Raw genomic sequence first — 20,573 nt, 5'->3', positions numbered from 1 at the left:
GAGCCAATATGAGCTTTGTGGATGTTTGGCAACAAATGGATTGGGATGATATCCGTTTGTCGATTTATACTAAAACGGCTACCGATGTTGAGCGTGCTTTAGGAAAATCAACGCTGGATCTAGAGGATTTCAAAGCCTTAATCTCCCCTGCGGCTGAACCTTACTTAGAGCAAATGGCACAACTCTCTGCGATGCTAACACGTCAGCGGTTTGGTCATACCATGAGTTTTTATGTGCCGTTATACCTTTCGAATCTGTGTGCCAATGCGTGTACCTATTGTGGTTTTTCGATGGAAAATCGCATTAAGCGTCGTACCTTGGGTGAACAAGAAATAGAGCGAGAGTGTGAGGCAATAAAAGCGCTAAATTTTGATAGTGTGTTACTGGTCACTGGCGAGCATCAAACCAAAGTTGGTATGAATTACTTTCGTGATGCGATCCCTCAAATCAAACAGCACTTCAGTTATTTGGCAATGGAAGTACAGCCACTAGAGCAAGATGAGTATCAAGAGCTGAGACAACTTGGTTTAGATGCGGTGATGGTGTATCAAGAAACTTATAATGCGCCAACCTATGCGAAGCATCATTTGCGAGGCAATAAAACCAATTTTGAATACCGCTTAGCGACACCAGATCGGTTAGCAAAAGCAGGAATAGACAAGATTGGGATCGGTGCTTTGATCGGTATGGAAGAATGGCGCACGGATTGTTTTTTTGTTGCCAGTCATTTGGCTTATCTTGAGCGGACGTATTGGCAAAGCCGCTATTCGATTTCATTTCCACGTTTAAGACCCTGTACTGGTGGATTAGAACCTAAATCGGTGATGACGGATCGCCAACTGGTGCAATTGATTTGTGCTTATCGGTTGTTTAATCCTGAAGTTGAGCTGTCGTTATCGACGCGAGAATCACCGCATTTTCGCGATAATGTATTGCCCTTGGGGATCACTAGTATGTCGGCGGGCTCTAAAACCCAACCGGGCGGATACGCTGATGACACGCCAGAGCTAGAACAGTTTGCAATCAGTGATGAACGTTCGGTCGCAGATGTCGCTACAGCGGTCAAGCAACAGGGGTTTGAAGTGGTGTGGAAAGATTGGCATCCCGCCTATTCTGGATAATAAAAAGCCAGTACGTGATGCGTACCGGCTTTTCTTTTTCTTATCTAAGCGTTAGCGGCTTAGTGGTGATGTCGCTTGTGTTAGCCACTCAAGATCACTACCTGTCAGCGATGGGCTGATCACGTTAAACACGATTTGGTGATAGTTGTTAAGCCATGCAAGCTCTACGTCAGTTAATAGTGCAGGATCGATTAAACGCTTATCGATTGGCGCACGGGTTAACGATTCAAAACCCATGACGTTCATGTCACCTTGAGTTTCAATATCGACGACCAGTTCAAGGTTTTCGATACGAATACCAAATGCGTCTGCACGGTAATAACCTGGCTCGTTAGATAACACCATACCTGACAGTAGCGCGGTTGGGTTAGCCACTTTAGAAATGCGTTGTGGACCTTCATGAACACTTAAGAAGTGGCCCACTCCGTGACCTGTACCATGATCATAATCAAAGCCATGTGCCCATAGATGCTGACGCGCGAGTGCGTCAAGTTGTGAGCCTGTTGTACCTTTCGGGAAACGTGCCGAAGCCAATGAAATATGACCTTTTAGTACCAGTGTGAAGGCTTGTTTTACTTCATCACCTGGATTACCGATAGCGATAGTACGGGTGATATCGGTCGTACCGTCAGGGTATTGACCGCCTGAATCGACTAAGTAAACCGTATCCATTTGCAGCTTGCCTGGCTGTGGTTGGTCAATGTGGTTATAGTGACACATTGCTGCATTACCCGCAGAGGCGGAAATCGTATCGAAGCTCACGTCACGACAGCTTGGATCTTGCTGACGGAATTGCCAAAGTTGATCGGAAAGCACTGCTTCATCTAATAGATTGCCACTTGCAACTTGATTATCTACCCACGCAAGAAATTTAGAGATCGCGACACCATCACGAATATGACACGCTTTCATGCCATTTATTTCAGTCGTATTTTTAGCGGCTTTTGGTAGCAGTGTTGGATTAGCTGCTTCAATAAGCAGTGCGCCAGCATCAGTCAGTTGCTGAGCTGCCCATGCATTACTGTTCGCTGAATCAAACTGTACACGTTTACTTGAAAGTGCGGCTAAACCCGCGGCGAGTTGCTCTGGCTCGCGGATATTGACGCCGTTACCTACGTGCGTTGCAAAACCTTCTGGTAGGCGGTGATGATCGATGTAGAAATCAACTGATGCATCGCTGTGGATCACAGCAGCTGACAGCAGAACGGGTAGACAGTGAACGTCATCACCACGAACATTGAGTAGCCAAGCAATGCTATCAAGCTGACTTAAAAAGGCAGCATCAGCTTTTTGTTTTTTTAGTAGTGCGGCAATTTGTTCACGTTTTTCTTCACTTGATTGACCGACATACTCTAGACCCATTAACTCCGCATCCGACAGTTTTGGTGCTGGGCGATCAAGCCATAGTTCATCAATTGGGTTTTCGTTAACTGATACTAGCTCTAGTTCACCATCAAGGGTTGTCGTGGCATTTTTCAGCCATGCTGCACTGTGTAGGCGGTTATCAATAGCGACTTTGCTACCTGCTGCTAGATTTTCTAATACCCAGTGCACCGGTGGTTGCTCGATCAAATGACAATATTCAAACACATCACCCGGTACTTGCTTGCGCACTTGCACAACATAACGACCATCAACAAACATTGCAGCACGATCACGAGTGATCACGGCAGCACCTGCTGAGCCAGTAAATCCAGTTAGCCAATGAAGGCGCTCATTATGATCGGGAATGTACTCACCAAGATATTCATCTTCATGAGGGATCAGTAAGGCATCGAGCTGCTGTGTTTCAAGCCATTGACGGATTTGCTCAATACGTTGTGCGATAACTGTTTGCATGTCTGTTCCTTGTCAAGAAACCACCTTTAGAAGGCGGTTAGATCTAATTCACCCTGATCGCTGTGGTATTAGCGATTTAGGTTTAATATTGTTACGTTAGCTTTTTTAGCGGCTCGCTTCAATTGTCTCTATGATAAATAACAGGGTATTCACCTTATGACTCTATTTATCTTAGTGATTAATACGTTGGCTGGTGGATTCCAATTTGGAAAAGCGGTATTGAAAATAAACCATTTTTATTCACTCTCATAACACCGTAGACTTGCGCGATCTTTTTCTAGGAACGCCACATGACAACCTCTACTTCTACCGATACTCGGCTTGTCGCCTTAATGGTGACCTTGGTGTTATTTAGCCCGTTGGCTATAGACATTTATCTTCCTGCATTGCCTGTTATGGCAAATGCTTTTCAAGTTGATCCTACCCGTGTTCAAGATACGGTGACATGGTTCATGTTTAGCCTTGGTCTCGGACAATTAATAGCTGGCCCATTAGCTGATCGTATTGGTCGTCGTCCGATTGCTCTTGGTGGTATTGTCATTTACGGGTTTAGTGCTGTGATGGCTTATGTTGCACATAGTTTAGATTTACTTTTGTTGGCACGCTTGCTACAAGGCTTTGGTGCTTGCGCAACCTCTGTTGCTGCTTTTGCTGCGGTTCGTGATAGTTTTGGCGCTGAAAAAAGCGGTCGTATGATCAGCTATTTAAATGGTGCGATTTGTTTTATTCCTGCGCTTGCTCCTCTTTTAGGCACTTGGCTTACTCATCATTTTGGCTGGCGTTCAAACTTTAGTTTCATGGCAGGATTTGCGTTAGTTGCAGGTCTTTTTGTGATGGTGTTATTTAAAGAAACACGCCCTGTCAGTACTAATGTGAAAGGCTCTACTATTAGTCTTAGTCGTTACTGGTCGGTATTACGCGAACCAACATTTTTATTTCACGCTACACTTTGCATGTTAGCGATGGCAGTGATTTTAGCCTATGTAACTTCAGCACCAGTGTGGTTGATGAACCACCTTGGTCAAGACATGAACCAGTTTACGATCTGGTTTGGTATTAATGCTGTGCTCAATATTACAGCCTGTATGGTTGCACCCAGGTTTATGGATCGCTTTGGTACTCGCCGAACGTTACGTACTGGTTTGATTATCTTAATGATGGCAGGCGCTCTGATGCTGCTATTAAGCCCATTACAGCAAGCATGGGCTTTTATGGTGCCAATCTTCATTTGTTCCTTTGGTTTTGCTTTTGTATTAGGCTCTGCAGCCGGAAAAGCATTAGCACCATTTGGCGATCGTGCTGGAACTGCAGCAGCATTATTGGGGCTATTCCAAATGAGTGGTGCTGGTGTCATGGTGAGCCTAACCCAACGATTAGATTTCTCATCCCCCGTGTTAATGACGTTACAAATGTGGTTGCTGATCCCTGGATTATTGATTTTAGTGTCTAAAATCGGGCGTCGTTGGCACCCACAGTTAACGGTACAGAATTAATAAATATTATGAGTTTAAAGGTGAGGTGGTGACAGCCTTATCCGTACAGCCTGTCAAATCGACAGGCTTTTTTTTGGTTAAATTTAGCTATTCAACAATCGGGACTTTTTTATTTCGCCATTGTTGGATTACGAGTCCTGCAATAATTAATATTAAGCCGATCAATGTTGAGGGATGAATCGTTTCACCAATAATCGTGGCGAGCAATAATAAAGAGATAAAAGGTGAGATAAAAATCAGGTTACTGATCTTAGCGGTATTACGGGTTAACCGTAGCGCATTGAGCCATAAAACAAAGGTGATCCCCATTTCAAATAAACCAACATACGTGACTGCTGCCCAGCCTTGCCAAGGTACACTTTGCCAACCGCCAAGATACAGACTCAAGCCGATAGAAAATGGCAGCGAGACTAAAAAGCCCAGTAATAAACCGAGGATTGGATCGGCTTTATTTTTAGTATTTAAAATCCAATAGCCTGCCCATAACAGTGTCGAAAATAGCGCTAACGCAACGCCTAACGGACTGGTGAAATTCAAGGCTGAAATATTACCTTGAGTCGCAATTACCACCACACCGCCATATCCCAGCACGCAAGCTATCCAATCTTTACGCTGAATTTTTTGTCCTAAGAAAAGTGCAGCCATTAAAGTCAGAGTGATTGCCCAACTGTAGTTGATGGGTTGAGCCTGCGAAGCAGGTAATAATTCGTAGGCTTTAAATAACACTAAGTAATAAGCGAAAGGATTGATAAGTCCGAGTAATAAGTAGTAAAGCGGACGTTGAAGAAAAGTCGACTTAAGCTGGTGGAGTGTTTTTTTATAGCCAGCTATAACAATAAGGGCGAGAGCAGACACGCTACTAGCAATCACCATCATTTGAACGGGAGAAAAATAAGCTAAGGTAATTTTAAAAGCAGTGGCGACAGTAGACCAAAGTAACACAGCGGCAATGCCATACCCTAAAGCGAGGCGTTCGTTCATGACTATCCCTGTTAAAAAATGAAAAACGGTAACGCAGTGTAGGAGATGGTTATAAAGGTGAATAGCGAGTGATGATATAGCCTGTGATCGAGTGCAAACAAAAACGCTTATATCCATTATTTATTGTTTAAGTTGTTCTTCGTTAGCTGGACATTTATCCAGTATCCTCTTAGCCTTAAAAGCGAGAATAATTTGTCAGGAAGATAGAGAATTTACTATGGCAGAATGGTTAAGTGGTGGCGTTATTACCGCATTAGCAACATTGTTAGGTGCCACCGTTGCCAGTGTGATCACGGCATTCTGGTATAAAGGTCGATACGAACAAATGCTTCAGCTTGTCGAGCAACAAGCAGAATCAGATGCGCGTTTAGCATTAAGTCGTGAGCAGCAATTACAAAGTCAGCTAGCAGAAAGAAACCAAGAGCTGGAAGAGTTAGATGACGATCGTGACAGATTAACCCATGAAATTCGTCAAATGCACGGTCGCTTAGCTGCGGCATTAGAAAAAATGCGTCACTTTGACGCGCTGCAAAATGAAAAGCAGTATTTATCTGAGCAGCTTGATAATTCTCGCTTAGCCAGCGCGGGGCTTGAAGCCGATCTGCGTGAGCAAGATGCCCGCCATTTTGAAGAACAAAAAGCGGCAGATGAAAAAATTAAGCTATTAGAAAATGCTGAAGAACGCTTGCGTATTCAATTTGAAAGTTTAGCTAATCGCTTATTTGAGCAGAAGACTCGAACGGTGGATGAACAGAATAAAATGAGTTTAGAAAACTTGTTGAGTCCACTCAAAGAGCAACTTGAAGGTTTCAAAAAGCAGGTTAATGACAATTTCACGCAAGAGTCTCGTGAGCGCCATACTTTAGTGCATCAAATCAATAGCCTTAAACAGCTCAATGAGCAGATGGCGAAAGAGGCAATTAACTTAACCCAAGCCCTTAAAGGCGATAACAAAGCCCAAGGTAACTGGGGCGAAGTTGTGCTGGCGCGAGTATTGTCTGACTCAGGGTTGCGTGAAGGGCATGAATATCAAACTCAAGTCAGTTTGGAAAACGAAGACGGTAAGCGTTATCAGCCCGATGTTGTGGTGCATTTACCCCAACAAAAAGATGTGGTGGTGGATGCCAAGATGTCATTGGTGGCGTATGAGCGCTTCTTTAATGCAGACACTATCGCTGAGCGTGAACTCGCCATGAGTGAACATGTTGCCTCGATGCGCGCCCATATGCGTGGGTTAAGCCGTAAGGATTACCATCAGCTTCATGGCATCCAAAGTCTGGATTATGTCTTGATGTTTATTCCAGTAGAGCCTGCGTTCCAAGCTGCGATTGAAGCCGATCCGGCATTAATCCGGGATGCGATGGATTTAAATATCATGTTGGTGAGTCCAACGACCTTGCTGGTGGCATTGCGTACTATTAATAACTTGTGGCGTAATGAGCGACAAAATCAAAATGCCAAAGAAATTGCTGATCGTGCAGGCAAGCTTTACGATAAATTACGCTTGTTTGTTACGGATATGGAAGCGATGGGACAATCGTTAGAAAAAGCGAATCAAAGTTATCAAGGGGCGATGAATAAACTGGCAACAGGTCGTGGCAACGTGATCCGCCAAGCAGAAAGTTTCAAACAACTAGGGGTTGAAGTGAAACGTGATATTAGTGCTCAGCTGGTGGAAAAGTCACAATCTAACCTAACTGAATACCGAGGCTTTTCTCATATTACCGTGCCATCTGAAGGGGATTTATCATAATGGTAGGTAAAGCGCTTTGAGCAAAGAGCAACCATCAAGTACACTAAGCCCAGTTGAATAAATGCATTTAATACTGATGACGCTGCGTAAGTAGATGCCAAGCGTCATCAGTATCTATAAACGGATTGAACATGACGGACACCACACAAGATACGACTCACTTTGGCTTCCGTACCGTCGCCAAAGAAGAGAAAGCAACCATGGTTGCTGAGGTTTTTCACTCGGTTGCAGCAAAGTACGACATCATGAACGATTTGATGTCGATGGGTATTCACCGCGTTTGGAAGCGCTTCACGATTGACTGCAGTGGTGTACGCAAAGGTCAACGTGTACTGGATTTAGGCGGCGGCACCGGTGATTTAACGGCGAAATTTTCACGTATCGTGGGTGAAACAGGTCAGGTTATTTTGGCTGATATCAACAACTCGATGTTGAACGTTGGCCGCAGTAAACTGCGAGACAGTGGCATTGTCGGTAACGTGGGATATGTTCAAGCTAATGCTGAAGAGCTGCCGTTTCCTGACGATTACTTTGATTGCATCACCATCAGCTTTTGTTTACGTAACGTCACCGACAAAGACAAAGCGCTGCGTTCAATGTATCGCGTGTTAAAACCAGGCGGTCGTTTATTAGTATTAGAGTTCTCAAAGCCGTTACTAGAACCATTATCAAAAGTTTACGATGCGTACTCATTCCACCTATTACCAAAAATGGGTGAAATTATTGCCAATGATGCAGAAAGCTATCGTTACCTTGCTGAATCTATCCGCATGCATCCTGATCAAGAAACCTTGAAAGGGATGATGGATGAAGCTGGATTTGATCAAACCAGTTATTACAACTTAACGGGCGGTATTGTTGCCTTGCACCGTGGTTATAAGTTCTGAGGATGACTCTATGCCGTTAGATGCTTTTGTTACCGGTGCGGTTGAAACATCACTGAATCAATTACTCAAAGACGATGCTGATAGTCAGCGTCGTCTTACTCGTTTACGCGGTAAAGTCATTAGCGTTACGCTAAATGAATTTAACAAAACCTTGTACTTTGTTTTCAGTCATCAAATTGATGTGCTTGCTGGATTTGAAGGCGAGGTGGATTGCCAATTAGCTTTAAACCTTACGGTGTTACCCGAGCTACGACAACAAGCTAACTTAACGCAGCTAATTAAAGCCGATAAGTTAGCACTCGATGGCGATCTACAATTGGCTCAGCATTTTTCCACTTTGCTAAGTGGTTTGAAGCCCGATGTCGAAGAAAAATTATCGCAATATACGGGTGATGTAGTTGCTCATACTTTAGTCAGTAGTGTAAAGTCGGGGAGTCGATTTATTCGCCAAGGGGTAAAGAATCGCCAACGCGATTTAGCGGAAGTGATCACTGAAGAATGGCAACTATTACCACAGCCTTTAGAAATGGTGCATTTTTACGATCAAGTGGATGACTTGAAATCGGATGTTGCGCGTTTTGAGGCCCGTTTGAACCAGTTACTTGAGCGATAAATTGGCAATGATGAGCTACTCAGAAATAAAACGGTTGTACCGTATTATTCAAGTACAACTGCGCTATGGATTGGATGACTTTATTCCGGTTGATCCACGTACCGAACTTCCTAAAAAATTACGTAAATCGCTATTTTGGATCAAAAATGAATACCCCGATGTGCCATTGGGTGAGCGTTTACGTTTAGCATTGCAAGAACTCGGTCCGGTATGGATCAAGTTTGGTCAAATGATGTCAACGCGTCGCGATCTTTTTCCGCCGCACATTGCAGATCAGCTGGCATTATTACAAGACCAAGTTGAACCTTTTGATGGCAAATTAGCTAAACGTACTATTGAGGAATCATTAGGCGGGCCGTTAGAGCAGTGGTTTGACGATTTTGATGAAGTTGCATTAGCGTCAGCATCGATTGCTCAAGTGCATACTGCAACCTTAAAAGAAAACGGCAAAGAGATTGTTTTTAAAGTTATTCGTCCTGATATTAAGCCGATTATTGAAGCTGACATTAAGCTGATGTACAGGATGGCCGAGATAGTTTCTCGTCTCCAGCCAGAAGCGCGCCGCTTACGTCCTGTTGAAGTGGTTCGCGAATACGAAAAAACCTTGCTTGATGAGCTCGATTTAATGCGCGAAGCGGCGAATAGTATTCAACTTCGTCGTAACTTTGATGGTGATGAAACCTTATATGTACCAGAAGTTTATACTGATTATAGCAGTATTAATCTTCTTGTAATGGAACGTATCTATGGTATTCAAGTTTCTAATATTGAAGGCTTGAAAGCCAATGGTACGAATTTAAAACTATTATCGGAAAATGCAGTTAATATCTTTTTTACTCAGGTATTTCGTGACAGCTTTTTCCATGCCGATATGCACCCAGGAAATATTTTTGTCTCCTATGAGCATCCGGAAAATCCACAATGGATTGCGCTAGATTGCGGCATTGTAGGGACACTTAACCGAGAAGATAAACGATACTTAGCGGAAAACTTATTGGCTTTCTTTAATCGTGATTATCGTAAGGTTGCAGAATTACACGTTGATTCTGGCTGGGTTCCTCATGATACCAATGTGGATGAGTTTGAATTTGCTATTCGTACAGTGTGTGAACCTATTTTTGAAAAGCCACTGTGTGAAATATCATTCGGCCATGTGTTGTTAAATTTATTTAATACTGCTCGCCGTTTTAATATGGAAGTGCAACCGCAGCTGGTCTTGTTACAAAAGACCTTGTTGTATGTTGAAGGCTTAGGACGCCAGTTGTATCCACAACTTGATTTGTGGGCAACAGCCAAGCCGTTCTTGGAAAACTGGATGTCACATCAGGTAGGTCCGCAAGGCATTCTTGATGCAATAAAAAGTAAAGCACCTTTTTGGGCTGAAAAATTGCCTGAATTGCCTGAATTACTTTACGACAGTTTGCGCCAAGGCAAGGTAATGAATCAACGTATTGATAAACTCTATGATAACTTCATGGAAAATCGACGTACTCATAACCAGGCAAGGTTCTACTTTGGTATCGGTGCCACCTTTATGGTGTGTGCTGCAATACTTTTTGGTGATCAAGTAGCAACGTACCCTGCAGTTTCTGTTGGTGTAGGAACCCTATTTTGGTTGCTAGGATGGCGTACCTGCCGAAAATAATCGGTTGGGCTTTCGCCTATACTTATAGTTGCGTTAATAAACGCACTTTCGTTATTAACCACATAAAGCTGAGGTAAAACAAGCATGGGTGGTATCAGTATTTGGCAATTGTTAATCATTGCACTGATCATTGTTCTTTTGTTCGGAACAAAAAAACTTCGTACTCTAGGCGGCGACCTAGGTTCTGCAGTTAAAGGTTTCAAAAAAGCAATCAGCGATGATGAAGCAGCTGCAGCAGCACCTGCTGCGAAAAAAGAGTCAGACAACGATGCTGACTTTGAACAAAAGAAAATTGCTGACGAACAAAAGCCAGCGGATCAGACGACAACTAATCAAAAAGACAAAGAGCAGGTTTAAGACGTGTTTGATATCGGGTTCTGGGAGTTAGTACTGATCTCCGTGGTGGGATTAGTAGTACTGGGGCCAGAACGTCTACCCGTTGCGATTCGTACGGTATCGCAGTGGATAGGTGCTGCTCGTAATATGGCAAACTCGGTGAAAGATGAATTGTCTCAGGAACTGAAAATTCAGGAACTGCAAGCCAATTTAAAAAAAGCCGAACAAATGGGAATGAAGGACTTAGCGCCTGAATTGCAAGACTCTGTTGATGAGCTTAAAAAAGCGGCTTCAGATGTTCAGCGCCCCTATGCTGATAAAGACGAGCAAACCTCAGCAACGACTTCACAAAAGCAGGAATAAATTACATCACTATGTCAAAAGTCGAAGATACGCAGCCGCTATTTAGTCATTTACTTGAACTACGTACGCGACTTTTGCGTTCTATCATAAGTGTACTGGTGGTTTTTCTATGTTTAGTATGGTTTTCCAATGATATCTATGCCTTCTTAGCTGCACCATTAGTAGAGCGAATGCCTGCCGGTGCAACTATGATCGCTACAGACGTTGCTTCACCGTTCTTTACACCGATAAAACTGACCTTAGTAACCTCAGTGTTTATTGCTGTGCCAATGATTTTGTATCAAGTCTGGGGTTTTATTGCTCCAGGTTTATACAAACATGAACGCAAGCTAATTATGCCATTGTTGTTTTCCAGCTCATTGCTGTTTTACGCCGGTGTCGCATTTGCTTATTACGTTGTGTTTCCATTGGTCTTTAAGTTCTTCACCAGTGTCGCCCCTCAAGGGGTAGAGGTGGCAACAGATATTTCGAACTATCTCGATTTCGTCCTCGCGCTATTTATGGCGTTTGGCATCGCTTTTGAAATTCCTGTTGCTATTATTCTGTTGTGTTGGACTGGTGCGACTGATCCGGAATCTCTACGTAGTAAACGTCCTTATATTATCGTAGGTGCGTTTGTTGTTGGTATGCTGTTAACACCGCCTGATATTGTTTCTCAGACCTTGTTGGCTGTACCTATGTGTTTATTGTTTGAAGTTGGCTTATTCTTCTCACGTTTTTATGTGCGTGATAATGATGAGTTGGATGATAGCGAGCACGAAGAGCAGCAGTAAATAGTACTTTGTACTATGTGATGATGAAAAAAACCGACCTAATCGTCGGTTTTTTTATATCTTGAATATGGGTTTGGCACAGAATGGATCGGCTCGATATACTGAGTGACACATAGTGCTGTGTAGAGAATGGATAAACAGATGATAGATATTGGTGTTAACTTAACAAACAACCGTTTTGATAAAGATCGTGCGGAGGTGATCACGCGTGCTCAAGAAGCGGGTGTGAAGCATTTAATAATTACGGGCACCAGTATTGAAGAGAGCATTGAAGCGCAACAAATGGCGCAGCAATGGCCGAACTACTGTTACTCAACCGCTGGCGTTCATCCGCATGATGCAAAATCTGTCTCCGATCTTTTGTTACCAGAAATTCGTTCACTAGCAGCAGAGCCTGAAGTAGTAGCAATTGGCGAATGTGGGCTCGACTTCAACCGCGACTTTTCTCCTCGTCCACAGCAAGAAGCAGTATTTGAAGCACAATTAGCCTTAGCGGCAGAGTTACAATTACCCGTTTTTATGCATTGCCGAGATGCGCATGAGCGTTTTATTGAAATCCTTACCCCTTGGCGAGATAAATTACCTGCGGCAGTGCTGCATTGTTTTACTGGCTCTGAGCAAGAGCTAAAAGCATGCTTAGCGCTAGATTTACACATTGGTATTACGGGGTGGGTATGTGATGAGCGTCGTGGTCAAGAGCTACGTGAAGTCGTGCGTCATATTCCCGCCAACCGCTTAATGATTGAAACCGATTGCCCATACTTATTGCCTCGTGACTATCGTCCGAAGCCAAAGTCGAGTCGCAATGAACCCAAGTTTTTACCGCATATTGCCGCGGTGATTGCTGAGTGCCGTGGTGAAACACCTGAGCAAGTTATGACGCAGTCAGAGGCGAATAGTCAGGCTTTTTTTTCGATTTAAGCCACATTGGTCAGTCTGAGTGATATTATCTAATCCTATTTTTTAGCAAGGAGTTTGTCGTGTCAGTATCTATTCAAGGTGCGTTTCCTGGTCGTCGTATGCGTCGGATCCGTAAGCATGATTTTAGTCGTCGCCTCATGTCAGAAAATCAATTATCTGTGAATGATTTGATCTATCCGATGTTTGTTTTGATGGGTAAAAATCGTCGTGAAACGGTTGACTCAATGCCGGGTATTGAGCGCTTATCTATTGATTTGTTACTTGAAGAGGCGGCATATCTTGCGAAACTAGGTATTCCTGCGATTGCCTTATTCCCTGTTGTGTCTCAAGAGTTTAAATCAGAGTTAGCAGAAGAAGCTTATAATCCTGAAGGCTTAGTACAAACGGCGGTGCGTGCACTTAAATCGCATGTGCCAGAGCTTGGTGTTATTACCGATGTCGCATTAGATCCGTTCACCATTCATGGTCAAGACGGCATCATTGATGATGACGGCTATGTATTAAACGATATAACGACAGATATTTTAATCAAGCAGGCGTTATCTCATGCTGAAGCCGGTGCTGATATCGTTGCCCCGTCAGATATGATGGATGGTCGTATTGGTGTAATTCGTGAAGCATTAGAAAATGCAGGTTATATCAATACCCAAATCATGGCGTACTCTGCTAAATATGCATCGAATTACTATGGTCCATTCCGTGATGCTGTCGGTTCATCTGGCAACTTAAAAGGCGGCGATAAGAAAACTTACCAAATGGATCCTGCGAACAGTGATGAAGCTTTGCACGAAGTGGCAATGGACATCAATGAAGGCGCAGATATGGTAATGGTAAAACCGGGTATGCCATACCTTGATATAGTTCGCCGCGTGAAGAGTGAGTTGCAAGTACCAACGTATGCTTACCAAGTGTCTGGCGAGTATGCGATGCATATGGCAGCGATTCAAAATGGTTGGTTAAAAGAGCGCGAAACCATCATGGAATCACTATTGTGCTTTAAACGTGCAGGTGCTGATGGGGTATTAACTTACTTTGCGAAAACCGTCGCGGAGTGGTTAGCTAAAGATGCAGCTGAGCGCGCTGAATGTTTACAGCAAAAGCCTGAGTAAGTCGTAATATTGACTAAAAAGTAAAAGCGAGCGCCATGCTCGCTTTATTAATATCAGTAAAACACCTATCAGGGTTTTACATTGCGGTTGATCGGATTTTGTAATGAGATAAGCGTTTCAGTGGATTGCACTTCATCAATGGCTTGGAGCTTATCAATCAGCACGTATTGCAGCTCTTCAATGGAATGGCACATCAATTTGACAAAAATGTTGTACGCCCCAGTGGTGTAATAAGCTTCAACCACTTCATCAAGCTCATTTAGTTTTGCTAATGCAGAATGATAATCACGGGCGGCATTCAAATTAATACCAATAAAACAGCAAACGTCATAGCCCAATAACTTAGGGTTAATGATCACTTCCGTCCCCGTTATAATTTCTGCAGCCCGCATTTTTTCTACTCGTACGTGCACGGTAGCAGGACTGACATTAAATCGCTTCGCCATTTCAGCGTAAGGAATACGAGCATCATTCATTAAGGCATTAAGGATATCGCGATCTAAGTCGTCGATACGAATGGATGGTGTCATAGGTGATCCTTTTACTATGCGAGGGATTTATTTTTATCGTTGTATCTTATACTTATCTGATGGTGTGATACCAGAGCAAAGGATGATTTGTAGTGCTATAATCCGCGCCCTATGATCGGATGTGAAATGTCACGCCCAGATGTTGTTTTTATATCGGAGATTGCTGTGCAGCTTGCCTTAGTTTGTGAAGTTCCTGAACGTCAGCCTGAATTAGATCAATTAGCCGCTCGTTGGGGCTTAAGCCATGATGAAAATAGCAGCTTTGCTTTAGTCCTTACCGCTGAGCAATTAGAGCTTCGTAAGCTTGATGAACCTAAGCTCGGTGCAGTTTCTGTCGATTTAGTTAGCGGTGCTGTCGCTCATCGCCGTAAATTTGGTGGTGGTCGAGGCCAAGCAATAGCAAAAGCAGTTGGACTCAAAGGCGGTATTAGCCCTACCGTGTTAGATGCGACAGCTGGTCTTGGTCGAGATGCTTTTGTCTTGGCAACACTCGGTTGTAAAGTTCAGTTGGTTGAGCGTCATCCTGTGGTAGCTGCATTATTAGATGATGGCTTAGCACGAGCAAAAGCCGATCCTGAAATTGGCGGTTGGGTAAGTGAGCGTATGCAATTGCTCCATGCTTCGAGTCATGATGCTTTGGTCAATTTAGCCGATGATCCTGATTTTGTCGCACCGGATGTGGTGTACCTTGATCCTATGTATCCACATAAGAAAAAGTCCGCTTTAGTTAAAAAAGAAATGCGCGTTTTTCAAACCTTAGTGGGTGCAGATTTAGATGCCGATGGTTTATTTGAGCCTGCATATGCGCTGGCAACAAAACGGGTCGTGGTTAAGCGTCCCGATTATGCTGAATTTCTTGCTCAAGCGAAGCCCTCAATGGCGATTGAAACTAAAAAGAACCGATTTGATATTTATGTAAAAGCGGCAATGAAAGCCTAAGTGGTTGTTGCAAATAAATAGTTACAAGTAGGGACAATAAAATCTTATTGCTTTTCTGGAATTACGAATCATTATCGTTTAATGTTGATAAAAAGGTTCGTTGTTGGCTAGAGGAGCATTCATGGCTAAGACCTTGTGTAAATATCGCCGAGCAGAAATTGTCGATCAGTTTGCGACAATTAGTAAGATTGTCAGCGAACCAAATTTCATGTGTTCAAGTTGTACGAGAGTCGCAAGTGACAAAGAGTATTTGTGTAAGCCAAGCCGATTAACCAATGCGGTTAAGGCTGCTCCTCGTGTTGCGAAATTATCGATTCCGTCAGCCCCTCTGCCTATGATGGCAATGAAAACACCGAATGTGCATAATTTGCCAGCTCCTACAGCTGTGGGGCAAAGCCATATCGAAATGGTTGCGGTGGTCGAAGAAGAAGCGTTAGCGCCTGATAGCTTAAAGTTAAAGCAAGCTAAGAAATTGAAGAAACTAGCGAAAAAGAAAAATAAACAATTAAAGAAAGCGGCGAAAACAGTTAAGAAATTTGAAAAGCAATTGAAGAAAGCAAAACTTGCGCTTGGATTGTGATGAATACGATAAAATAAAAAAGCCTCCGAATTGGAGGCTTTTTTTGATTTCGTATTAGTCAGCGTTTTTAATTAGTACTGCGGTCATTACGCATACAATTACTGAAACTACGATACCAGAAACAATTAACCAAGGAAGCATATCCATAGCTTAGTTATCCAAATGTTAAGGAAATCGAAAGGCTATTGAATCGTGTTTATGCGATCGGAGCAATGGTTTGGATATATCTTGAGATGACTGTTTACACCTTGAAACATTTTATTGTTAAAAGTGTTATTTGTCTTTTATTTGACGAAAAAAAAGCGCCCACAGAGGGGCGCTTTTTCGGTTATTTATTTGATTAAGCTTGCTTACTTGGCTGTGCTAATTCGAGTGCTTGACGAGAGGCTGCCGCAGCACCTTGCTTGTCGTCTAACTGCTCTAGCGTTGCGACTAAGTGAGCGTAGTCTGTCATATCAGGACGAACCGCAACAGCTCTTTCAAAATGCTCTTTTGCTTCTTGCCAGTTACCTTCCGCCATTAACATTTGCCCCAATGCACTGTGCGTGACGGCATTATTGCCGTCTTGGCGCAATAGCTCTTTTAGCTTTACAATGGCAGGATGACGATCGGGTAGATTTAGCTGAGGTACAAGGCTGATCAAGCGCTCATCTTGGCTCTTTTTAAGTGCATCACGTAAAATTGGGTAAGCATCGCTATCGGCATGACGTGCCATCATTTGTTTGATGAAGCATGCCACAAGCGCTGGATTCTGCTTATCTTTACGTCCCATGTTATTCCAGTATCCCACTAAGCCATCAGTACCATTTTGCTGACCAAGGTGCTGCATTTGGCCACATTGTGCTTGCTCATCAAGGACAGCTGCTTCTTCTTGACTGATCACGCCTGCTTTCATTAGCTGTGGCAGTAAAGTTAGCAGTGATTTCCAATCTTCCAGCTTTAAGTAGCACTCTTGAAGTAGACCTAACACGATAGGATTGCGTGCATGATCTTGTTGTACTTCTTGTAATGTTGCCAGTGCTTGTTCAAATTGCTGTTGGCGGATTTGAAGCTTGGCACGGGTGAGTGCAACCGCAAGGTTTTGGCTATCAAGCTCAGCAGCTTGTTTCAAGTACTCATCACGTTGCTCGGTTTTACCTAGTCCTTGTGCGGCCTCTGCAGCCGCAAGGTAGTTTAGGAGTGGCGCATCGCTGAATTTAGCCGATTTAGTTAATAGCTTTTCAGCGGGTTTCCAATCACCTTCTGTTACTTTTAATAGGCCTTCTGACGTTTGGATTCGTGCTTTGCGAACTTTACGCCCACTAAACCAACCACGGGTTGAGCTACTGATTGAAAAGACGCGTTTTAGAATAAATTCAAGTAATAAGAAAACGGCAAACAATGCAACGATTAATACTACGAGTGTCGTTAGGCTCATCTCAATGGTTTGATTTGCCGTTGAGATCAACACATAACCTTGATTACCAGCGAGCTCAGGGCCAACAATAATACCGGCGATCAGTGCCAGTACCAATAACAATAATTTAATCATTATTTGGCCTCCACTGTGGTTACCGTATTGTAAGTGACTGTCGCGTTATTCTTACCTTTAATCGATGTTTCAGCGGGTTGCGTTACTGTTGTTTCACGTTTCGCTTGGGCTGGCTTTTTTTCTACTGCTGGCGCTTCTGTTTCCGGTGTCGGTTTTACTGCTGGTTTAGTCTGCTTTACAGGTTGTGCCTGCGTATCATCTAATGTCGCCATTTTATTACGTAGCACTTGATTGACGAGCTTAGTAATTAATGCCTGAGATTGCAGCTTCTCTGGGTAGTTCACTGTGATTTGCTGTTGGGCTAATTGATCAAGGCTCTTAATAAAGCTTTGCGTTAGCGGTGAAGACATATCGTAATATTGTTCAGCCCACTTCTTCGCGGTATCAAGAGAGATCTTATAAACATCACCTTGCTCACGGTAAACCGCATCAATTGCGACTTCTAACTTGTTTTTGATATTTTGCTGTAAGTAGAAATCTTGTTGTGGTGAAAGCAGGGGAACAACATTGCCATCACGCTTACGATAAGTAATGAAGTGTTCGCCAAAGTTTTTCAACGATGTCAGCAAATTATCTTTCCAATCATTCACCGATTGACTCACGGTTTGTGATTGGGGTTCATCTACTGCTTTTGGCAAAATAGCATTAGCTAAAGGTAAGTTATCAACACTGTTTTCAAGACTTGTTAAGCGTAGCACTATGCCATCACGGTCAACGTGAGTCAGTGATTTTAATGTTGTAATGTCATTGCTCATTGCTTGGCGTAGGTTCTTCAAGCTTGGGTCATTCATTTCTGCGATACGATGATCAGCAGACTCAAGCAATAACGTTGCACTGGTGACATCATGCTCTAACCAGAGTTTACGTCCTGCCATTTTCACAAGGTAATCCGCTTCGGCTAGGAGCCAATCGTTCGGACTATTGCCTTTTAGCTCTGTGACTGTGGTCTGCAGAGCTGCAATCGATTTTTGCTGTTGGCTTAGACTAACTTCAGCACTGCGTAATCCGCCATTAATAAGAGTAATGGTTTCTTTTTGATCGTTTTGCATCGCGGCTTTCATGCTAGCAATTTGTTGTTGTAGCGCCTCAATACGCTGTTGCTGCTGCAATCCCTGCTGATGACCGTGATAGTAAAGCCCACCACCGAGTGCGATAACTAATGCAATCGCAATCAACCCTGTTTTGCTACCTGATTTTTTTTCAGATTTCTCTGTTTTTGCTGGTGCTTTAGGTTGTTCTTTGGTTGTTTTTTTTGGCGCTTCTTTAGCCGGAGTAGGCGTTGTTGCCGTGGTTGGCTTGTCCTGCTTTGGCTGTTCTGCTGCGGTGTTGTTGTTAGATTTGTCTGTCATCCTAATTATTCCGTTTAGCTAAAGTTGCTTAGGAACGTGAAGAGTGCATGATTGGAGGCACTGCCCACGGTGGAAATATTCATAAAGCCAAGCGTTGTTGCTTGCTCGGCCACACGTTGACTTGGGACGAGAAGGTGGCAATTGAGAAACCAAGTCAAATGTTGAGTTGGGATCCTTGTTGTTAAAAATACTAGTTGTTCAGCACTGGTAATAACAAGGGTATCCAGCTGTTGATGTTGCCATTGTGCCACTAATTTCTCGCCATCGAGATCAAGCCAACATCGCTGATACGTTTCGCAATAGTTGACTACTGCATGGCGTGCCGTTAATGCTTGGTGGATCAACTCTCTGCCACCATTCCCTCGCAATATAAGGATGTTACGATCCGTAACGTGTGCGAGTTCGGGTAAGGCTAATAATCCTTCGCTATCACAGCGGTGTTCAGGAGATAATACTCGCTGTCCGCTCAATTTTGTCAATGTTGCGGCAGTTTTATGACCAACAGCTATATAATGCACGTTTTTTGGCCATGCTGCACCTTGCGATACTAAGTAATCGTGCGCAAATGTTACCGCATGATGGCTTACAGCAATAATATAATCATTGGCTTTTAATGCATTGATTTGTAGCAATAACGAAGAAAGTCCATCACCGGCTTTTAAGGTTAATAGCGGTTGGGCTATTGCGCTGATCGCCGCAGCATTGAGTTGCTCTGCCAATTGATAACAATCGGGGGCAGGGCGGGTGATCAGCACTGTCATTACGCGTTACCGTATAATCGATTTAAAATATCGCGAGCACCATCGTTAAGCAGTTGCTCTGCGAGAGTTTCTCCCAATTGCTCTGCTTGCTCGATTGGTCCACGAATTTCAGCGCGTACAATCTTACTGCCATCAGGTTCACCGACTAATGCGCGTAGCCAGATTTGGTCGCCTTCAAGCTCTGCGTAACTACCAATTGGCACCTGACAGCCGCCTTGTAGGTAGTTATTCATTGCACGCTCACACAATACGCGTGTTGTGGTGGCTTGATCACTTAAGGCAGCTAACAATTGACGAACACGTGTGTCATCGAGACGACACTCAATCCCCACGGCGCCTTGGCCAACAGCAGGTAAACTCACTTCTGGTGTAATTTCGCTGCGAATACGGTCTTCCATTTTTAGACGTTTAAGGCCAGCACAGGCAAGAATAATCGCATCGTATTGACCTTCATCCATCTTACGTAAGCGAGTATTAACATTACCACGTAGATCGTTGACGATAAGATCAGGGCGTTGGGCGCGTAATTGACACTGACGACGTAAGCTAGAAGTACCAACAATAGCACCTTGAGGTAGCTCATCAATATTGTTGTATTTATTTGAGACAAACGCATCACGAGGATCTTCACGCTCACAGATGGTTACAAGGCCTAGGCCTTCAGGAAACTCAACGGGTACATCCTTCATTGAGTGAACCGCGATATCTGCACGGCCTTCAAGCATAGCGACTTCAAGCTCTTTTACGAATAGCCCCTTACCACCCACTTTAGCCAGTGGAGTATCTAAAATGATATCGCCTTTTGTGATCATCGGAACAAGCTCGACAATAATGCCAGGATGGGCTTGTTCTAGCTCTGCTTTAACGAATTCAGCTTGCCACATAGCGAGTGGGCTTTTACGTGTAGCAATACGGATTGGTTGATTACTCATAAGTATTGGGGATCCATAATGAAGATTCTATTTTCTATTAAGCACATCGTACCATTAGCATCGTCTGGATGATAATTTGCTTAATCATTTGAGTATATGCATACGATCATGTTGCTA

The 20,573-nt window shown here is 43.5% G+C and carries 20 protein-coding genes; 13 read left to right on the top strand and 7 right to left on the bottom strand.

Features of this window, described 5'->3' with window-relative positions; genetic code table 11:
- Positions 1–8: 8 nt before the first annotated feature.
- The gene (gene thiH / locus C9J38_RS15245) at positions 9–1,121 is read left to right on the top strand and encodes a 2-iminoacetate synthase ThiH (protein ID WP_107207826.1); all 1,113 of its coding nucleotides are present in this window, start codon (positions 9–11) and stop codon (positions 1,119–1,121) included.
- Between the two features lie 51 nt (positions 1,122–1,172).
- Here thiH and C9J38_RS15240 read toward each other — a convergent pair whose 3' ends face one another.
- Positions 1,173–2,960, bottom strand: a complete 1,788-nt coding sequence (locus C9J38_RS15240; RefSeq protein WP_107207825.1) for an aminopeptidase P family protein — start codon at positions 2,958–2,960, stop codon at positions 1,173–1,175.
- Between the two features lie 290 nt (positions 2,961–3,250).
- Here C9J38_RS15240 and C9J38_RS15235 point away from each other — a divergent pair, with 290 nt between their 5' ends.
- Entirely contained in the window at positions 3,251–4,453 is a 1,203-nt protein-coding gene (locus C9J38_RS15235; protein WP_107207824.1) for a multidrug effflux MFS transporter, read from the top strand.
- An 87-nt stretch (positions 4,454–4,540) separates the two neighbouring features.
- On the opposite strand, the gene C9J38_RS15230 is transcribed toward C9J38_RS15235, so the two are convergent.
- A complete protein-coding gene (locus C9J38_RS15230) occupies positions 4,541–5,434 on the bottom strand; it encodes a DMT family transporter (protein WP_107207823.1) in 894 nt (297 codons plus the stop codon).
- Between the two features lie 217 nt (positions 5,435–5,651).
- Here C9J38_RS15230 and rmuC point away from each other — a divergent pair, with 217 nt between their 5' ends.
- From rmuC to hemB, 9 genes are all read left to right on the top strand, one after another.
- The gene (rmuC, locus tag C9J38_RS15225) at positions 5,652–7,187 is read left to right on the top strand and encodes a DNA recombination protein RmuC (protein WP_107207822.1); all 1,536 of its coding nucleotides are present in this window, start codon (positions 5,652–5,654) and stop codon (positions 7,185–7,187) included.
- Positions 7,188–7,318: 131 nt separating this feature from the next.
- On the top strand, positions 7,319–8,074 hold the full coding sequence (gene ubiE / locus C9J38_RS15220; protein ID WP_107207821.1) for a bifunctional demethylmenaquinone methyltransferase/2-methoxy-6-polyprenyl-1,4-benzoquinol methylase UbiE: 756 nt from the start codon (positions 7,319–7,321) through the stop codon (positions 8,072–8,074).
- 10 nt (positions 8,075–8,084) lie between these two features.
- Positions 8,085–8,687, top strand: coding sequence for an SCP2 domain-containing protein (locus tag C9J38_RS15215; RefSeq protein WP_107207820.1), 603 nt, complete (start codon positions 8,085–8,087; stop codon positions 8,685–8,687).
- A gap of 7 nt (positions 8,688–8,694) precedes the next feature.
- Positions 8,695–10,332: a ubiquinone biosynthesis regulatory protein kinase UbiB gene (gene ubiB, locus C9J38_RS15210; protein ID WP_199187122.1), complete on the top strand. Its 1,638-nt coding sequence runs from the start codon at positions 8,695–8,697 to the stop codon at positions 10,330–10,332.
- A gap of 84 nt (positions 10,333–10,416) precedes the next feature.
- Positions 10,417–10,689 (top strand): Sec-independent protein translocase subunit TatA, encoded by a 273-nt coding sequence (gene tatA, locus C9J38_RS15205; protein ID WP_045084591.1) that lies wholly within the window; start codon positions 10,417–10,419, stop codon positions 10,687–10,689.
- A gap of 3 nt (positions 10,690–10,692) precedes the next feature.
- Positions 10,693–11,031, top strand: a complete 339-nt coding sequence (gene tatB / locus C9J38_RS15200) for a Sec-independent protein translocase protein TatB (RefSeq protein ID WP_107207819.1) — start codon at positions 10,693–10,695, stop codon at positions 11,029–11,031.
- A gap of 11 nt (positions 11,032–11,042) precedes the next feature.
- Positions 11,043–11,804, top strand: a complete 762-nt coding sequence (gene tatC / locus C9J38_RS15195) for a Sec-independent protein translocase subunit TatC (protein ID WP_105061471.1) — start codon at positions 11,043–11,045, stop codon at positions 11,802–11,804.
- Between the two features lie 141 nt (positions 11,805–11,945).
- Positions 11,946–12,725 (top strand): 3'-5' ssDNA/RNA exonuclease TatD, encoded by a 780-nt coding sequence (gene tatD, locus C9J38_RS15190; protein ID WP_199195423.1) that lies wholly within the window; start codon positions 11,946–11,948, stop codon positions 12,723–12,725.
- A gap of 59 nt (positions 12,726–12,784) precedes the next feature.
- Positions 12,785–13,834, top strand: a complete 1,050-nt coding sequence (hemB, locus tag C9J38_RS15185; protein ID WP_107207817.1) for a porphobilinogen synthase — start codon at positions 12,785–12,787, stop codon at positions 13,832–13,834.
- Between the two features lie 68 nt (positions 13,835–13,902).
- Here the strand turns inward: hemB and asnC are convergent, their stop codons facing one another.
- Entirely contained in the window at positions 13,903–14,364 is a 462-nt protein-coding gene (gene asnC, locus C9J38_RS15180) for a transcriptional regulator AsnC (protein ID WP_005372443.1), read from the bottom strand.
- A gap of 165 nt (positions 14,365–14,529) precedes the next feature.
- On the opposite strand from asnC, the gene C9J38_RS15175 reads away from it, so the two are divergent.
- Positions 14,530–15,303, top strand: coding sequence for a class I SAM-dependent methyltransferase (locus C9J38_RS15175; RefSeq protein ID WP_045084598.1), 774 nt, complete (start codon positions 14,530–14,532; stop codon positions 15,301–15,303).
- Between the two features lie 121 nt (positions 15,304–15,424).
- Positions 15,425–15,883 carry a hypothetical protein gene (locus tag C9J38_RS15170; protein ID WP_107207816.1) on the top strand — a complete coding sequence of 153 codons (459 nt, stop codon included), beginning with the start codon at positions 15,425–15,427 and terminating at the stop codon, positions 15,881–15,883.
- 340 nt (positions 15,884–16,223) lie between these two features.
- Here C9J38_RS15170 and C9J38_RS15165 read toward each other — a convergent pair whose 3' ends face one another.
- The 4 genes from C9J38_RS15165 to hemC are packed head-to-tail and all read right to left on the bottom strand — an operon-like array spanning position 16,224 to position 20,456.
- Positions 16,224–17,414 (bottom strand): heme biosynthesis protein HemY, encoded by a 1,191-nt coding sequence (locus C9J38_RS15165; RefSeq protein ID WP_107207815.1) that lies wholly within the window; start codon positions 17,412–17,414, stop codon positions 16,224–16,226.
- Complete coding sequence (hemX, locus tag C9J38_RS15160; protein WP_107207814.1) at positions 17,414–18,763, bottom strand: uroporphyrinogen-III C-methyltransferase; 1,350 nt, start codon at positions 18,761–18,763, stop codon at positions 17,414–17,416. The genes C9J38_RS15165 and hemX overlap by 1 nt, the downstream gene beginning before the upstream one ends.
- Positions 18,764–18,777: 14 nt before the next feature.
- Complete coding sequence (locus tag C9J38_RS15155) at positions 18,778–19,524, bottom strand: uroporphyrinogen-III synthase (RefSeq protein ID WP_107207813.1); 747 nt, start codon at positions 19,522–19,524, stop codon at positions 18,778–18,780.
- Positions 19,524–20,456 (bottom strand): hydroxymethylbilane synthase, encoded by a 933-nt coding sequence (gene hemC, locus C9J38_RS15150; protein WP_107207812.1) that lies wholly within the window; start codon positions 20,454–20,456, stop codon positions 19,524–19,526. The genes C9J38_RS15155 and hemC overlap by 1 nt, the downstream gene beginning before the upstream one ends.
- Between the last annotated feature and the right edge of the window lie 117 nt (positions 20,457–20,573).

It is taken from the genome of Photobacterium sp. GB-210 (assembly GCF_003026075.1).
GTDB lineage: Bacteria > Pseudomonadota > Gammaproteobacteria > Enterobacterales > Vibrionaceae > Photobacterium.
The sequence above is the reverse complement of the archived record's forward strand: the minus strand, read 5'-3'. Positions and strand labels throughout refer to the sequence as shown.

What these genes read in the sequence shown, in the direction of transcription:
- hemC (WP_107207812.1), bottom strand. Translation starts at nt 20,456, where the DNA reads ATGAGTAATCAACCAATCCGTATTGCTACACGTAAAAGCCCACTCGCT.
- thiH (WP_107207826.1), top strand. Translation starts at nt 9, where the DNA reads ATGAGCTTTGTGGATGTTTGGCAACAAATGGATTGGGATGATATCCGT.
- ubiE (WP_107207821.1), top strand. Translation starts at nt 7,319, where the DNA reads ATGACGGACACCACACAAGATACGACTCACTTTGGCTTCCGTACCGTC.
- ubiB (WP_199187122.1), top strand. Translation starts at nt 8,695, where the DNA reads ATGATGAGCTACTCAGAAATAAAACGGTTGTACCGTATTATTCAAGTA.
- C9J38_RS15230 (WP_107207823.1), bottom strand. Translation starts at nt 5,434, where the DNA reads ATGAACGAACGCCTCGCTTTAGGGTATGGCATTGCCGCTGTGTTACTT.
- C9J38_RS15155 (WP_107207813.1), bottom strand. Translation starts at nt 19,524, where the DNA reads ATGACAGTGCTGATCACCCGCCCTGCCCCCGATTGTTATCAATTGGCA.
- C9J38_RS15215 (WP_107207820.1), top strand. Translation starts at nt 8,085, where the DNA reads ATGCCGTTAGATGCTTTTGTTACCGGTGCGGTTGAAACATCACTGAAT.
- C9J38_RS15165 (WP_107207815.1), bottom strand. Translation starts at nt 17,414, where the DNA reads ATGATTAAATTATTGTTATTGGTACTGGCACTGATCGCCGGTATTATT.
- rmuC (WP_107207822.1), top strand. Translation starts at nt 5,652, where the DNA reads ATGGCAGAATGGTTAAGTGGTGGCGTTATTACCGCATTAGCAACATTG.
- asnC (WP_005372443.1), bottom strand. Translation starts at nt 14,364, where the DNA reads ATGACACCATCCATTCGTATCGACGACTTAGATCGCGATATCCTTAAT.
- tatA (WP_045084591.1), top strand. Translation starts at nt 10,417, where the DNA reads ATGGGTGGTATCAGTATTTGGCAATTGTTAATCATTGCACTGATCATT.
- C9J38_RS15170 (WP_107207816.1), top strand. Translation starts at nt 15,425, where the DNA reads ATGGCTAAGACCTTGTGTAAATATCGCCGAGCAGAAATTGTCGATCAG.
- C9J38_RS15240 (WP_107207825.1), bottom strand. Translation starts at nt 2,960, where the DNA reads ATGCAAACAGTTATCGCACAACGTATTGAGCAAATCCGTCAATGGCTT.
- hemX (WP_107207814.1), bottom strand. Translation starts at nt 18,763, where the DNA reads ATGACAGACAAATCTAACAACAACACCGCAGCAGAACAGCCAAAGCAG.
- tatC (WP_105061471.1), top strand. Translation starts at nt 11,043, where the DNA reads ATGTCAAAAGTCGAAGATACGCAGCCGCTATTTAGTCATTTACTTGAA.
- tatD (WP_199195423.1), top strand. Translation starts at nt 11,946, where the DNA reads ATGATAGATATTGGTGTTAACTTAACAAACAACCGTTTTGATAAAGAT.
- C9J38_RS15235 (WP_107207824.1), top strand. Translation starts at nt 3,251, where the DNA reads ATGACAACCTCTACTTCTACCGATACTCGGCTTGTCGCCTTAATGGTG.